This window comes from Labrys sp. KB_33_2 (assembly GCF_052114505.1).
In the GTDB taxonomy this organism is placed as follows: domain Bacteria; phylum Pseudomonadota; class Alphaproteobacteria; order Rhizobiales; family Labraceae; genus Labrys.
This window is the reverse complement of the sequence record NZ_JBFREW010000008.1, coordinates 24,062-37,876: the sequence shown is the minus strand read 5'-3', so window position 1 is coordinate 37,876 and position 13,815 is coordinate 24,062. Positions and strand designations below refer to the sequence as shown.

Genomic DNA, 13,815 nt, shown 5'->3' with positions numbered 1-13,815 from the left:
GCCTCTGCGGGCCGGTCTGACGGAAAAATCGATGGAACTCGACTTTTGTCATTGCCGGGCTTGTCCCGGCAATCCAGGACCGCGGCGGTGGCTGAATGCCCGGGACAAGCCCGGGCATGACAAAACCGAGCTTTTCTCGGCCTCGTTGCGACTATCGCGTCAGTCTCTTCAAACCGGCCCGGAACCGTCATGCGTGCCACTGAACATGCCGACTTTGCTCCATCAAGTCTCGGCGCCTTACTGGCCGAGCTTGATCACTTCCGCCTTGCCAGGTTCGGTGAGAATGTGGTCGAGCGCCGGCGGCTTGTCGCTGTGCAGGAGATCGCTGGTGGGTGCTCCCGTCTTGATGAAGGCCTCGATGTCGGCGGCGACGGCATCCGGCGCCCCCCATTGCACATTATGGCCGATATCGCTGACCTGCGCCCCGGAAGCCGGCAGGGGAATCACGCCATAGCGCTTCCAGTAGGCGGGGATGCCCTTGGCCTTGGCTGCTTCGCCGAGGGATTGCTTCAGCCAGGCCTGGTCGGCCTCCAGGAAGATGCTGTCCTGCGTCGCCCAGAGCACCAGCACGGGTACGGAGAAGCTTTTCAGCCGTTCGGTGTTGTCGGTGGCCAGCAGCGCCTTGCTGGCGCCGATCCAGGTGCCGAGCCGGACATTGGCGGTCTCCGGCACATAGGGCTTGAGGAAAGCGGGATCGGCCGCCGGATCGACCACCCAGTTCTTGGCGATCCAGTCCTCGGCCTTGGGATCGGCCTTCAGCGGGGTGAGCATGTAGAAGCCGGCGGGATATTTCCAGCCCTTGGCCTCCAGGGCCTTCTTCCAGGAGCCCTCCACCGGCTCCTTGAGCACGTAGTCGCGCAAGGCGACATTGTCGACGCCCTTGGTGGAGCTCGCCACCAGCACGGTGCGCTCGACCAGTTCGGGGTGCTCCAGGGCGACTTCCTGGGTGACGAAACTGCCGAGCGAATGGCCGGCCAGCGTCGCCTTGGCGATCTTCTTGGCCTTCATGAAGGCGACGATGTCGCCGGCGAAATCGCTGGTCCGGAAGCATTTTTCCGGCGCGGGCGAACAGGTGGTGCGGGGTGGCATCGAGGTCTGGCCGTGGCCGCGCAGGTCCATGGCAAGGATATGCAGGCCGGGGTCGCGCTTGTGCAGCGCCGCCATCGTGGTCGACCAGGAGCGGATATTGTCGGTGAGGCCGTGGATGAGGAGTACCGCCGGCCCGTCCTTCGGCCCGGTCTCGACATAGGCCATGGTGATGCCGCCGGGCAGCTTCACCTTGCAGCGCCCGGCTGCCAGATCCTCGCAGCCCTTGGCGCTGGCGGGCGCAACGGCGCCCATCGCGAGGCCGAGGGCCAGGGGCAGAGCGAGCGTGGCCACGCGGGTGAGACGGACGAAAGGGTTCAGCATGCGGTTCCTCCTCCGGCAGGATTTTGGAGGGAACTATAGCGCTGGAAGATTGCCGGGCAATTGCCCGATGGCGACATCCAGCGACTCCTGGGAGCGCGGACATCCTGTCCGCTCTTGGAAGCGCCGAGCTTGCGAAAAGAAGAGCGGACATCGCGACATGCAAGCATGTCACTGTGAGGTCCGCGCTCCCAAGTAACAACCTCGTGGCCTCACGCAGCCGGCACGCCGGTCGCCGGAATCGCCCCGCCGGTGACCACACCGCCCTCCGGCGAGAGCAGGAAGGCGATCAATCGTGCGATCGCTTCCGGTGCCACCCAGGTGCTGGTATCGGCCTTGGGCATGGCCGCACGGTTCGGCGGCGTGTCGATCACCCCGGGCAGCACGCAATTGGCGCTGATGCCGTCCTTGCGATATTCCTCGGCAATGGCCTCGGTGAGCCGGAGCAGCGCCGCCTTGGAGGCGGCATAGGCGGCCATCCCGGCCGAGGCCTTCTGCCCGGCCAGCGCCGCCACATGCACGATGCGGCCATGGCGCTCTTTCTGCATCGCCGGCAGTACCGCGGCGCTGATGGCGAGCGCCGTGCGGGCATTGCCGGTGAGCATGGCATCCCATTGCGCAAGGGCCTTGGCGACTGGCGCCATAGCGAAGCCGCCCACCGTGTTGGCCAGCCCGCCCACCGCCCCGAACCGCTCGACAGCCTTGGCCACCGCCGCTTCGCAAGCTTCCTGCGAGGTCATGTCCGTCCCGGCGATCGACAGCACCTGGGTGTCCGAGGGCAGCGAGGCGACCAGCGCCTCGAGCTTGTCCGTCGAGCGTTCCATCAGGACCAGCGGGGCGCTGCCCTTGGCAAGCTCGCGCACCACCGCAGCCCCGAGATTGCCGGCGGCGCCGGTGACGATGATGGCGGGGGACGAGGACATGGTGGGCACTCCCTGGTGTGATTGGACCGGGAGAGTGTCACGGGCGGGAGTGGGAGGGAAGGGTGAGGATTGCGGCGCGCGCAACTGATCGCAGCGGCACACCCGTCAGCATGAAGTGGAAGTGGTGCCCCTAGCCGGAATCGAACCAGCACTCCTTGCGGAATCCGATTTTGAGTCGGACGCGTCTACCAGTTCCGCCATAGGGGCAACGCGGGCGGCACTATAGCGAGGGATGGGGCGGCGTCAATCCGCGATTGCGGGCTTTTCGGGTGCACGGGCGTCCTGCTCGTTCTTTCCTATCGGCGCGTGCGGCGTTTCCAAGAACGGACGCGACGCCCGCGCACCCGGGATCACCCGCTCGCCAGGCCGTGGATGTTGCCGTCGGGGTCGCGGAACCAGGCGAGTTCGAGGTCGCCGGTGCGGTGGATGTCCCCCTCCAGCGTGGTGCCGGGGATCTCGTAATGCTCGAAGGCGACGCCCTTGGCCTTGAGCGCCTCGACCAGGCGGATCATGTCGTCGCCCACCACCCAGGTCACGGCGGTGGCGTGGTTGGTGCCGGCATTGGCCGAGGCGTAGACCAGCACGATCGAGGGGCCGGCCTTGTAGGCGATGGCGCTGCCGGCATGCTCGAAGGCGATCTCCAGCCCCACCAGCTCCTCGTAGAAACGCCGGGCCGTGGCGAGATCGCGCACGGGCAAAGTGGCGACGGCGAGCTTGTCTCCCAGCATGGCGGTGCCTCCGGATCGTTCCTCTTGCCGGCCCGTACCGCTCGGCGTCGAAAACCGGCGCAGCCGTCCGGCGCAAGGACTGCCCAATCAGAATAAGCCCGGCCGGGCGCGTTGGCACGCGCTTTCCTGCGGAAACGCTTCGCGATTTGGTGCAATCGCGGGGAAGCGCAAAGGCCCCAGGCAATCCGCTGGATCGGTTGGGAAACGGGGAGCTGGAGCAAAACGACTGCTCAGCTGTGAACGTGCTTTGCTCGAGGTGAACACGATGTCATCTTGCCGAATCAGCTGCATTTCCGCCGCATTGGCTCCTAATCCTCGCGGGCTGGCGGGCGCTGCCCGCAAGCCGTGCTGCAATCGAGCGGCGTCGCCCCGGCCGCCCCCCGTCTCCCTGCCCATGGCGAGGGAAACCAACGGAGATCCCATGCACCCCGTCCGTTCCCCTCTCGCCTCGGCCGCCTTTGCCGTCCTCATGAGCCTGACTGTCTTCGCGCCCTGGCAGGCTTCGGCGGAGGAGGCCGCCAAACCGGCCGAAGCGCCTGCCGGGGCGACGGCGAGCACGACACCACCCTGGCGCATCGGCATCTCCCTGCTGGGCGAGCCCAAGCACAGGCAAGCTTTCGACCATTTCGACTATGTCAATCCCGATGCGCCCAAGGGCGGCCGGGTGCGGCTGGCGATCAGCGGCACCTTCGACAATTTCAATATCGCGCTGATGGCTATCAACGGCGTCTCCGTGAAGGGCAACATCGAGGCCGGCATCACCAATGTCTACCAGAACCTGATGACATCAGCGCAGGACGAAGCGTCCACCGAATATGGCGAGATCGCCGATGCCGTGCGCTTTCCCGACGACATCTCCTCGGTGACCTTCCGCATCAACCCCAAGGCGCGCTGGAACGACGGCACCAAGCTGACGCCGGAGGACGTGGTCTGGTCCTTCGAGGTGCAGAAGGCCAACAACCTGCAGACCGCGCAATATTATCACGACGTCACCAAGGCCGAGGTCAGCGCACCCGACCAGGTGACGTTCTCCTTCTCGACCAAGGGCAATCGCGAGCTGCCGCAGATCCTCGGCCAGCTCTATGTCATGCCCAAACATTGGTGGCTGGCCAACGGGCCCGACGGCAAGCCGCGCAACGTCGCCAACACCACGCTCGAGCCGCCGCTCGGCTCCGGCCCCTACCGTCTCAAGAGCTTCGAGGCCGGGCGCGGGGCCGTCTATGAGCGGGTCAAGGATTGGTGGGGTGTCGACCTGCCCACCGCCAAGGGCCACTATAATTTCGACGAGATCCGCTACGACTACTACACCAACACCCAGCAACTTCCGGAACTGTTCAAGAGCGATTCCTACGACTTCCGCCTGGAGAACGTCATCGCCAACTGGATGACGCTCTACAACATCCCGGCGGTGACGGAAGGGCGCATCGTCAAGCAGGATTTCCCCTCAAACACATCCGGCCGGATGCAGGCCTTTGCCTTCAACCTGAGGCGGGCGAAGTTCGAGGATGTCAGGGTGCGCAAGGCCTTCAACCTGGTCTTCGATTTCGAGACGTTGAACCGTACGATCTTCTTCAACCAGTACAAGCGCATCGGCTCCTATTTCGCCGGTCTCGACGAACTCGCCTCCACGGGGCTGCCGCAGGGCCAGGAGCGCGACGTCCTCGAAACGCTCAAGGACAAGCTGCCGCCGCAAGTGTTCACCACGCCCTATGCCAATCCCGTCAATGGCAGCGACGAAGCTCAGCGCGCCAATATCCGCGCAGCCATCGGCCTGCTGAAGGAGGCCGGCTGGGAGTTCAAGGATCGCAAGCTCACCAACACCAGGAACGGCGAGGTGATGAAAGTAGAGATCCTGCTCTCCAGCGATACGTTCACCAAGATCGCCTTGCCCTATGCCGAGAATCTCAAGCGCATCGGCATCGAGGCCTCGGTGCGTGTGGTCGACGACACCCAGTTCAACCAGCGCGAGAACAACCGCGACTTCGACATGATCCTGTTCGGCGTGGGCCAGACCCAGTCGCCCGGCAATGAGCAACGCGATTATTGGGGCTCGGCTGCCGCCGACAAGCCGACTTCGCGCAACATCATCGGCATCAAGGATCCGGCGGTGGACGCACTGACCGAGCGCATCGTCTATGCCAAGGACCGGGCCGAACTGGTCGCCACCACCAAGGCGCTGGACCGGGTGCTGCTCGCCGGAAACTATGTGGTACCGATGTGGTACAACGATGTATGGCACACTTTGCGCTGGAACCGCTTCGGCCAGCCGGCTGTACTGCCCACGCAGAGCCCGACCGGCGGCTTTCCCACCGTCTGGTGGTATGACGAGGCCCTGGCCGCCAAGACCGGAGCGGCGAAGTAGCGTCGACGTGTTGCGGGTGCACGGGCATCTTGCCCATTCTTGAACCGCCGCACTGGCAGGATAGGAAGAACGGGCAAGATGCCCGTGCACCCGAACTATCCGTCTGTCCCCCCACAAGGACCCCGCCCATGGCCGAACTCGATCGCCGCACGCTCCTGAAGACCGGCTTCCTCGGCGCAGCCTGTGCGCTCCTGCCGGTGGGCGCGCGGGGACAGGAGGTCGAGAGCCATGGTCTGTCGACCTTTGGCGATCTCAAATACGGACCTGATTTCAAGAAATTCGACTATGTGCGCGCGGATGCTCCCAAGGGCGGCGCCTTCTCGCAGCTGGTCTACCAGACCGGCTACAACCAGTCCTTCAACTCGTTCGACAGCCTGCACATCTACGTCCTGAAGGGCACGGGCGCGGTGGGGATGGACCTTACCTTCGCCTCGCTGATGGCGCGGGCCGTGGACGAGCCGGATGCGATGTATGGCTATGCCGCCCGATCGGTGGCCGTCTCGGCTGACAGGCAGAGCTATCGCTTCCGCCTGCGCCCCGGCCTCAGCTTCCATGACGGCTCCGCGCTGACGGCGGAGGACTGTGCCTGGTCCTTCAACATTCTGAAGGAGAAGGGACATCCCTTCATCGCCGAGCCGCTACGCTTCTTCAAGGAGGCAGTGGCGGAGGCTCCCGACGTGGTGCGCGTCACGCTGCTGCCCGGGCGCGGGCGCTCGCTCCCCCTGATCGTCGCCGCCCTGCCGATCTTCTCGAAAGCCTGGTGGTCCAGCCGCGATTTCGTCAAGTCCACGCTGGAAGCCCCGCTCGGCAGCGGGCCCTACAAGGTGGGCAAGGTCGAAGTGGGCGAGGCGATCAGCTATGGGCGTGTGGCGAATTGGTGGGGCGAGAACTTGCCGACCCAGATCGGCACCAACAATTTCGATCACCTGACCTGGCAGTATTATCGCGATCCCTCGGTGGCTTTCATCGCCTTCGGCGCCGGCAATTACCGCTTTCGCGAAGAGAGTAGTTCCGAGAACTGGGCCAAGGGCTACGACATCCCACCCGTGCGCGATGGCCGCATCAAGCGCGAGACCGTACCCGACCATACGCCCTCGGGCGCCCAGGGCTGGTACTTCAACACGCGCCGGGCCAAGTTTTCCGATCCCCGCGTGCGCCAGGCCCTCGGTTTTGTCTTCGACTTCGAGTGGACGAACCGCAACGTGAGTTATTCCTCCTTCCGGCGCACGGCTTCGATCTTCGAGAATTCGCCGCTGAAGGCCGAGGGCAAACCCGGGCCGGACGAGCTCGCTCTACTGGAGCCCTATCGCGGCAAGGTGCCGGACGCCGTCTTCGGCGAAGCCCTGCCGCCGCCAGTCTCGGATGGAAGTGGCTTCGACCGTGCCAATCTGCGAACGGCGCTGGGGCTTCTCAAGGAGGCCGGCTGGACCCTCGACAACCGCATCCTCAAGAACGGCACGGGCGAGGCCTTCACCATCGAATTCCTGGAGGAGAGCGATTTCCTCTATAAGATCACGGCGCCCTTCATCCAGAATCTCGGCCGGCTCGGCATCGCGGCGACTTTCCGCGCCGTCGATTCCTCACAATATCAGCGCCGCACCGACGCGTTCGACTATGACATCGTCTCCCGTCGTGCAACTTATGGCCTGACTCCGGGCGAAGACATGCGCGGGCCCTTCTCAAGTCAGACCGCCGACGTTCCCGGCTCGAGTAATATTTCCGGAATTGCCGATCCGGTAATCGACGCCTTGATCAATGCCATCGTCGCCGCCGACAGCCGTCCTGCGCTCGTCACAGCCTGCCGCGCTTTCGACCGCGTGCTGCGTGTGGGCTATTACTGGGTGCCGATGTACAACCGCCCCAATCATTTTCTCGCCTATTGGGACGAGTTCGAGCATGGCGATCCCGGCGTGATCTACGATCGCGGCATCCCCGGCCTGTGGTGGCCGAAGCAGAAGGGGTAGTTTTGCACGGGTTCGGCTGAGGAGCATTTCGCGCGTCATTGCTTCGCCACGCTCGCAAAGACGGTCCAACTTTCGGCAGGATGCGTCCGGGACGCTCTTGCACAAACAAAAACGCCGGCCCGTTGCCAGGCCGGCGTCGAAATCCGTCAGATGCGTCGAACTTACTTCTTGTGGTCGACGCGCTCGGCGATGCGGGCAGACTTGCCGCGGCGATCGCGCAGGTAATACAGCTTGGCGCGACGGACCTTGCCGCGGCGGACCAGCTTGATGGAATCGATCATCGGCGAGTAGAGCGGGAACACGCGCTCGACACCTTCGCCATAGGAAATCTTGCGGACGGTGAAGCTCTCCTGCAGGCCGCCGCCATTGCGGGCGATGCAGACGCCTTCATAGGCCTGAACGCGGGAGCGCTCGCCTTCCTTCACCTTGACGTTCACGATCACCGTGTCGCCGGGCTGAAATTCAGGAATGTCCTTGCCAGCCGACAGGCGGGCAACTTCTTCCTGCTCGATAGTCTGAATCAGGTTCATGATCATGTCTCCGCGCGTACCCGAAGGACGCATCTTGCTCTTGCTTTAAGTGGAGGCGTGCCAATACGCCATTACGGAAGGCGAGTCCACCGAATTCGGTGAAGAGATGTCACCCCTGGGACCGCGCATCTATTTCCTCTTTTTCGGCGGCGGCTGTCGCGCCTCATAGGCCGCCCACAGGTCCGGCCGGCGCGCGCGCGTCAGTGCCTCCGCCTCGCCCCGCCGCCAGGCCGCGATGTTCTTGTGGTGACCCGAGCGCAGGATGTCCGGGATTTCGCGATCCTCGAAGAGGGCGGGCCTGGTGTAATGGGGATATTCGAGCAGGCCGTTCTCGAAGCTCTCCTCGTCGCCGGATGTGGCGCCGCCCATCACACCGGGCAGCAGCCTGACGCAGGCATCGATCAGCACCATGGCGCCGAGCTCGCCGCCCGACAGCACATAGTCGCCGATCGAAACCTCGGTGAGGCTCCGCGCCTCGATCACGCGCTGGTCGACGCCTTCGAAGCGCCCGCACACGATCACGGCGCCATCTCCCGCCGCCAGCGCCCGCACATGGGCTTGTTGCAGCGGCAGGCCGCGCGGCGACATCAACAGACGCGGGCGACCGTCATCGCCGAGAGCATCGATGGTGTCAGCCAGCACGTCGGCGCGAATGACCATGCCCGGGCCGCCACCGGCCGGCGTGTCGTCGACCGAGCGATGGCGGCCCTGGCCGAAATCGCGGATATTGCGTGTTTCCAACGCCCAGGTGCCGGTGGCCAGGGCTTCGCCCGACAGCGAGACGCCGAGCGGCCCGGGGAACATCTCCGGATAGAGGGTGAGGATCGAGGCACGCCACACGGGACGAACGCTCAGAAACCCAAGAGGCCCTTCAGCCTCTCATCCGTGAAGTCCTTGATCGAAAACACGGTGTTCGGGCCGTCAAGGGCCGCATCGTCGAGCATGGTCTTCACGCCCACGGCGCGCATGCCGGCATTGCGGGCGGCCTCGATGCCGAGCGGTGCGTCCTCGAACACCACGCATTGGCTGGGTGCCAGGCCCATCGCCTCGGCGGCGGCAAGGAAGAGGTCGGGATGGGGCTTGCCGCGATAGCCCATGGAAGGGGAGACCACGGTGACGAAATGGCGGCGCAAATCGAGGCCATCGAGCACCAGAGCGGCATTTTCGGGCGTGGCCGCGGTGGCGACCGACATCTTCTGCCCGCGAGCCTCGCAGGCTGATATCAAAGCTGCCAAGCCTGGCATCGGTACCATCTGGTTGCGATAGATCTCGCGGTAGATCGCTTCCTTTTCCAGCCCCAGCGTGTCGAGCTCGTGCTCGCTCGCGTCGGGCTTGACCATCCCAACCACTTCGCGATTGGCGCGGCCGGCGGTGTCGCGGAAGAAGCGCTCGCGATCGAAGGGCAGGCCATGGCGCTGATGCCAGGCTTCCCAGGCATCATTGTGCACATGCATGTTGTCGACCAGCGTGCCGTCCATGTCGAAGATCAGGCCGGCGACTGGCGTGCCGGCCAAATGCCTGAAATCGCCTTGCAGGCTGCCGGTGGAAATAGAATCAGCGCTCATCGTCACCTGTCTCCTCGGCCTCATCGGCCGCGCCAGTTTCCTCAGGCAGCACGACGACAATATGTCCGGCCTTGATGTCGACCTCAGGTACGACGGCCTTGGTGAAGGACAGCAGCAGGGGCTTGGCCCCTCCAAGCGCTCCTTTGGCGCTGTCTGGCGCCCCCTTGGCGCTGCCTTGCGCCCCTTTGGCGCCATCGGGGGTCACCTCGATGATGTCGCCGGCGCCGAAATCGAACAGGCCTGTGACCGTGCCGATCCTGCTGCCGTCCTCGCCGCGCGCAACAAGGCCGATAAGGTCGGCGTGGAAGAATTCGTCTTCGTCCTCGGGGGTGCCCAGCACGGCGCGCTCGACGAAAAGCTGAAGATTGACGAGTTGTTCGGCAGCGGTGCGGTCGCCGACGCCTTCAACTCGGGCGATCAGCACATCCTTGGCCTGGCGCAGGCTGGCCAGCTTGATCTGGCGGCCTGATTTGGTGAGGAGCGGCGCGTAATTGGCGATGGCCAGCGGCTCCTCGGTATAGGATTTCAGCCGGATCTCGCCTTTGAGGCCATGGGCTGCGCCGAAAACGCCGAGGACAACGAGGTTTTGCGAGGCAGGGGGCATGGGGACCTTGTAATAAAGGGCACGGGAGCCTCCCCTCGAAGCTGGAGGAGGTGTCGCGACGAAGTCGTGACGGAGGGGGTGCAGCCAGAATAGAGCGCGAGAACCGCAGACCCAAAGTCCCGTTCCATGTGCTCTATTCTGGCTGCACCCCTTCCGAGCTTGCTGCGCAAGCCCACCTTCCCCAGCTTCGTGGGGAGGTCGCGCACACAAATTGTGTGCGCCGGAATCGCGCTTCGTCCTTGCTTAGTCGAGCTTACTCGGCAGCTTCAGCTGCAGCAGCTTCGGCCTTCTTAGCCTTCTCGGCGACGCGTTCCTGCGCCTTCTTGCCGGGAACGGCCTTGACCGGGTTGTTGCGGGCTTCGCGGGCCAGCAGGCCGGCATCGGCGAAGTGACGCAGCACGCGGTCGGTCGGCTGGGCGCCCTTGGCGATCCAGGCCTTGGCGGACTCCAGATCGACGGTCCAGCGCGACTTGCCCGAATCCTTGGCGATCATCGGGTCATAGGTGCCGAGCTTCTCGATGAAGCGGCCATCGCGCGGGGAGCGCGAATCGGCAACGACGACCGCGTAGAACGGGCGCTTCTTGGCGCCGCGGCGGGCGAGACGGATCTTGAGGGACATGGGTTACTCCGTTTGCAAGTGTCTTAAAGGGTAGGGATGGTCTTAAAGGGCAGGATGGTCTTCAAGGGGTTTCGGCAGCTATTTCTTCTTGCCGCCGAAGGGGAAGCCCGGCGGCAGGCCGCCCGGCAATTTTGGTCCGCCAAGCCCGGGGAAGCCTGGCAATTTGGGGCCACCGGGGCCGAAATTCGGCATCTGGGGCGGCAGTTTCGGCATTTCCGAGGGCATGCCCGGCGGCATCTGGCCCTTGGCGATGGCATCCATGGCGCCGGGCGGCAATTGCGGCATGCCGCCACCCAGGCCGAACATCGAGGCCATCTTGCCCAGCGCGCCCTTCTTGGCGCCGCCCATCTTCTTCATCATGTCCGCCATCTGCATATGCATCTTCAGGAGGCGGTTGATCTGTTCGGGCGAGGTGCCGGAGCCGGCGGCGATGCGACGCTTGCGCGAGGCTTTGAGGATTTCCGGCTTGCGACGCTCCTCGGGGGTCATCGAGTCGATGATGGCGCGCTGGCGCTTGAACACCTTCTCGTCGAGATTGGCGCCGGCGAGCTGATCCTTGATCTTGCCCATGCCGGGCAGGAGGCCGAGCACGCCGGACATGCCGCCGATCTTCTCCATCTGGATCAGCTGGTCGCGCAGATCCTCCAGATCGAAGGCACCCTTCTGCATCTTGGCCGCGATCTTGGCGGCCTTTTCGGCGTCGATCGTCTCGGCGGCCTTCTCGACCAGCGAGACGATGTCGCCCATGCCCAGGATGCGGTTGGCGATGCGGGCGGGATGGAAGTCGTCGAGTGCGTCGACCTTTTCGCCGGTGCCGACCAGCTTGATCGGCTTGCCGGTGACGGCACGCATCGAGAGGGCGGCGCCGCCGCGGCCATCACCATCGAGGCGCGTCAGCACGATGCCGGTAATGCCGAGGCGTTCGTCGAAGGCGCGCGCGGTGTTGACGGCATCCTGGCCGGTGAGGGCATCGGCGACCAGCAGCACTTCATGCGGCTCGGTGGCGGCCTTGACCTCGGCGGCCTCGGCCATCAGGGCCTCGTCGACCGTGGTGCGGCCGGCGGTGTCGAGCATGACGACGTCATAGCCGCCGAAGCGGGCGGCATCCATGGCGCGCTTGGCGATCTGCACGGCGGACTGGCCCGCGACGATCGGCAGCACGGCGACGCCGACCTGCTTGCCGAGCACGGCAAGCTGCTCCATGGCGGCGGGACGGCGGGTATCGAGCGAGGCCAGCAGCACCTTCTTGCCGAACCGGTCGGTCAGGCGCTTGGCGATCTTGGCGGTGGTGGTGGTTTTGCCGGAGCCTTGCAGGCCGACCATCAGGATCGGCACCGGCGGTACAGCCTGCAGGTCGATGGCCTGGCCGTCGCCGCCGAGGGTCTCGATCAGCACGTCGTTGACGATCTTGACGACCATCTGTCCCGGAGTCACCGACTTCAGCACCTCGGCGCCGACGGCGCGGGCGCGGACCTTGTCGATGAAGGAGCGCACGACGTCGAGCGCGACGTCCGCCTCGATCAGCGCACGGCGGATCTCGCGCATGGCTTCGCCGACATCCGCCTCGGTAAGGGCGCCACGCCGGGTGAGCTTGTCGAGCACGTCGGACAGACGTGCGGAGAGACCATCGAACATTCGTCTTTTCCTGTTTGGCTTCGATGCGGATATCGGAGCCATCGTCTTTCAAGGCAAGACGCACAACGCAAAACACGCCCGTGGGCGCATCGCGCTGACGGGCGTTGGCCTCCATCCTCTCGGGATGGTCGGCAGGAAGAGCGTCTTACTGTGTAAGAACGATGCGGGACATAGGGGATACGGGCGCAGGAGTCAAGGAAAGGCGGCGTTTCACCCCTCATCCGGCTGCCGCCACCTTCTCCCGCAGGGGGAGAAGGGATCTATTCGGGCTCGGTATGATGCACCATGGAACTGCTCAGTCAAACTCGACCTCTCCCACAAAAAACCCTTCTCCCCCTGCGGGAGAAGGTCCCGGCAGGGGGATGAGGGATGAAACACCACCCCACCAAAAAAGGTCACCTCTTTCCAAACCGCTGCCGATTTGCGGTAAGGGAGGATACCGCCATCGAAACCCGAGACCCGCCTTGCCCCAGCTTGATGAGATCGTCACCGAAATCGCCGAGGAGATGGCCTGTTACAGCGACCGGGGCGAGGTGGCGACCTATATTCCTGAGCTTGCCCGCGTCGACCCCAAACATTTCGGCATTGCCGTCATCGATGCCGACGGCAATGCGCATGTCGGCGGCGATGCTGATATGGCTTTCTCGATCCAGAGCATCTCCAAGGTCTTCACCCTGACCCTCGCCCTCGGCAAGGCCGGCGATCGGCTATGGCGCCGGGTGGGACGCGAGCCATCCGGCAGCGCCTTCAACTCGATCGTGCAGCTCGAGAACGAGAGGGGCATTCCGCGCAACCCATTCATCAATGCCGGCGCCATCGCCGTCACCGATTTGATCCTCTCAGGCCACCAGCCGCGCGAGGCCCTGGGCGAGATCCTGCATTTCATGCGCTTCCTCGCCGACGATCCCTCGATCGCCATCGACGAGGCGGTGGCCGCCTCCGAACAGCGCACAGGCTTCCGTAACGCCGCCCTGGCGAACTATATGAAATCCTTCGGCGTGCTCGACAATCCGGTCGACTACACGCTCGGTGTCTATTTCCATCATTGCGCCATCGCGATGTCCTGCCGGCAACTGGCGATGGCGGGGCGATTCCTCGCCTGGCAGGGCCGCAATCCTTCCACCGGCCACCGTGTGGTCCAGGCCGAGCGTGCCCACCGCATCAATGCGATCATGCTGACCTGTGGCCATTATGATGGCTCGGGCGAATTTGCTTATCGCGTCGGCCTGCCCGGCAAGAGCGGCGTGGGCGGCGGCATCCTCGCCGTGGCCCCCGGCAAGGCTTCGATCGCGGTCTGGGCGCCAGGCCTCGACGCCAACGGCAATTCCCATCTCGGCCGCATCGCCCTGGAGGCCCTCACTCGCCGCATGGGCTGGTCGATCTTCGGGGCGTGAGGTCGAAGGACCGTAGCTTTGGCGGGCTCGGCCGAGTACAAGGGGCCGGCCACACCCAGAGCAAAGCACGTCTAGGCGTAGACG

The 13,815-nt window shown here is 64.7% G+C and carries 12 protein-coding genes and 1 tRNA gene; 3 read left to right on the top strand and 10 right to left on the bottom strand.

Annotation, left to right across the window (positions count from 1 at the left end; genetic code table 11):
* Window positions 1–237: 237 nt before the first annotated feature.
* The 4 genes from AB4037_RS15500 to AB4037_RS15485 all read right to left on the bottom strand — a co-directional run bounded on the left by AB4037_RS15500 (window position 238) and on the right by AB4037_RS15485 (window position 3,058).
* Window positions 238–1,410, bottom strand: coding sequence for an alpha/beta fold hydrolase (locus tag AB4037_RS15500; RefSeq protein WP_441772130.1), 1,173 nt, complete (start codon window positions 1,408–1,410; stop codon window positions 238–240).
* A gap of 209 nt (window positions 1,411–1,619) precedes the next feature.
* Window positions 1,620–2,330, bottom strand: coding sequence for an SDR family NAD(P)-dependent oxidoreductase (locus AB4037_RS15495; protein WP_441772129.1), 711 nt, complete (start codon window positions 2,328–2,330; stop codon window positions 1,620–1,622).
* Window positions 2,331–2,452: 122 nt separating this feature from the next.
* Window positions 2,453–2,537, bottom strand: a tRNA-Leu gene (locus tag AB4037_RS15490).
* A 143-nt stretch (window positions 2,538–2,680) separates the two neighbouring features.
* Window positions 2,681–3,058, bottom strand: a complete 378-nt coding sequence (locus AB4037_RS15485) for a VOC family protein (RefSeq protein ID WP_434959025.1) — start codon at window positions 3,056–3,058, stop codon at window positions 2,681–2,683.
* A gap of 421 nt (window positions 3,059–3,479) precedes the next feature.
* Here AB4037_RS15485 and AB4037_RS15480 point away from each other — a divergent pair, with 421 nt between their 5' ends.
* Entirely contained in the window at window positions 3,480–5,420 is a 1,941-nt protein-coding gene (locus tag AB4037_RS15480; protein WP_441772128.1) for an extracellular solute-binding protein, read from the top strand.
* A 128-nt stretch (window positions 5,421–5,548) separates the two neighbouring features.
* Window positions 5,549–7,384, top strand: a complete 1,836-nt coding sequence (locus AB4037_RS15475) for an extracellular solute-binding protein (RefSeq protein WP_441772127.1) — start codon at window positions 5,549–5,551, stop codon at window positions 7,382–7,384.
* 161 nt (window positions 7,385–7,545) lie between these two features.
* On the opposite strand, the gene rplS is transcribed toward AB4037_RS15475, so the two are convergent.
* From rplS to ffh, 6 genes are all read right to left on the bottom strand, one after another.
* The gene (gene rplS / locus AB4037_RS15470; RefSeq protein ID WP_434959028.1) at window positions 7,546–7,914 is read right to left on the bottom strand and encodes a 50S ribosomal protein L19; all 369 of its coding nucleotides are present in this window, start codon (window positions 7,912–7,914) and stop codon (window positions 7,546–7,548) included.
* 129 nt (window positions 7,915–8,043) lie between these two features.
* A complete protein-coding gene (gene trmD / locus AB4037_RS15465; RefSeq protein ID WP_441772126.1) occupies window positions 8,044–8,754 on the bottom strand; it encodes a tRNA (guanosine(37)-N1)-methyltransferase TrmD in 711 nt (236 codons plus the stop codon).
* 11 nt (window positions 8,755–8,765) lie between these two features.
* Window positions 8,766–9,479 carry an HAD family hydrolase gene (locus tag AB4037_RS15460; protein ID WP_441772125.1) on the bottom strand — a complete coding sequence of 238 codons (714 nt, stop codon included), beginning with the start codon at window positions 9,477–9,479 and terminating at the stop codon, window positions 8,766–8,768.
* Window positions 9,469–10,083: a ribosome maturation factor RimM gene (rimM, locus tag AB4037_RS15455; RefSeq protein ID WP_441772124.1), complete on the bottom strand. Its 615-nt coding sequence runs from the start codon at window positions 10,081–10,083 to the stop codon at window positions 9,469–9,471. Before rimM ends, AB4037_RS15460 begins: the two co-directional genes overlap by 11 nt.
* Window positions 10,084–10,336: 253 nt before the next feature.
* Window positions 10,337–10,702: a 30S ribosomal protein S16 gene (gene rpsP / locus AB4037_RS15450; RefSeq protein WP_434959032.1), complete on the bottom strand. Its 366-nt coding sequence runs from the start codon at window positions 10,700–10,702 to the stop codon at window positions 10,337–10,339.
* A gap of 78 nt (window positions 10,703–10,780) precedes the next feature.
* The gene (gene ffh / locus AB4037_RS15445; RefSeq protein WP_434959033.1) at window positions 10,781–12,337 is read right to left on the bottom strand and encodes a signal recognition particle protein; all 1,557 of its coding nucleotides are present in this window, start codon (window positions 12,335–12,337) and stop codon (window positions 10,781–10,783) included.
* A 464-nt stretch (window positions 12,338–12,801) separates the two neighbouring features.
* On the opposite strand from ffh, the gene AB4037_RS15440 reads away from it, so the two are divergent.
* Window positions 12,802–13,731: a glutaminase gene (locus AB4037_RS15440; RefSeq protein WP_434959034.1), complete on the top strand. Its 930-nt coding sequence runs from the start codon at window positions 12,802–12,804 to the stop codon at window positions 13,729–13,731.
* The last annotated feature ends 84 nt before the right edge of the window (window positions 13,732–13,815 follow it).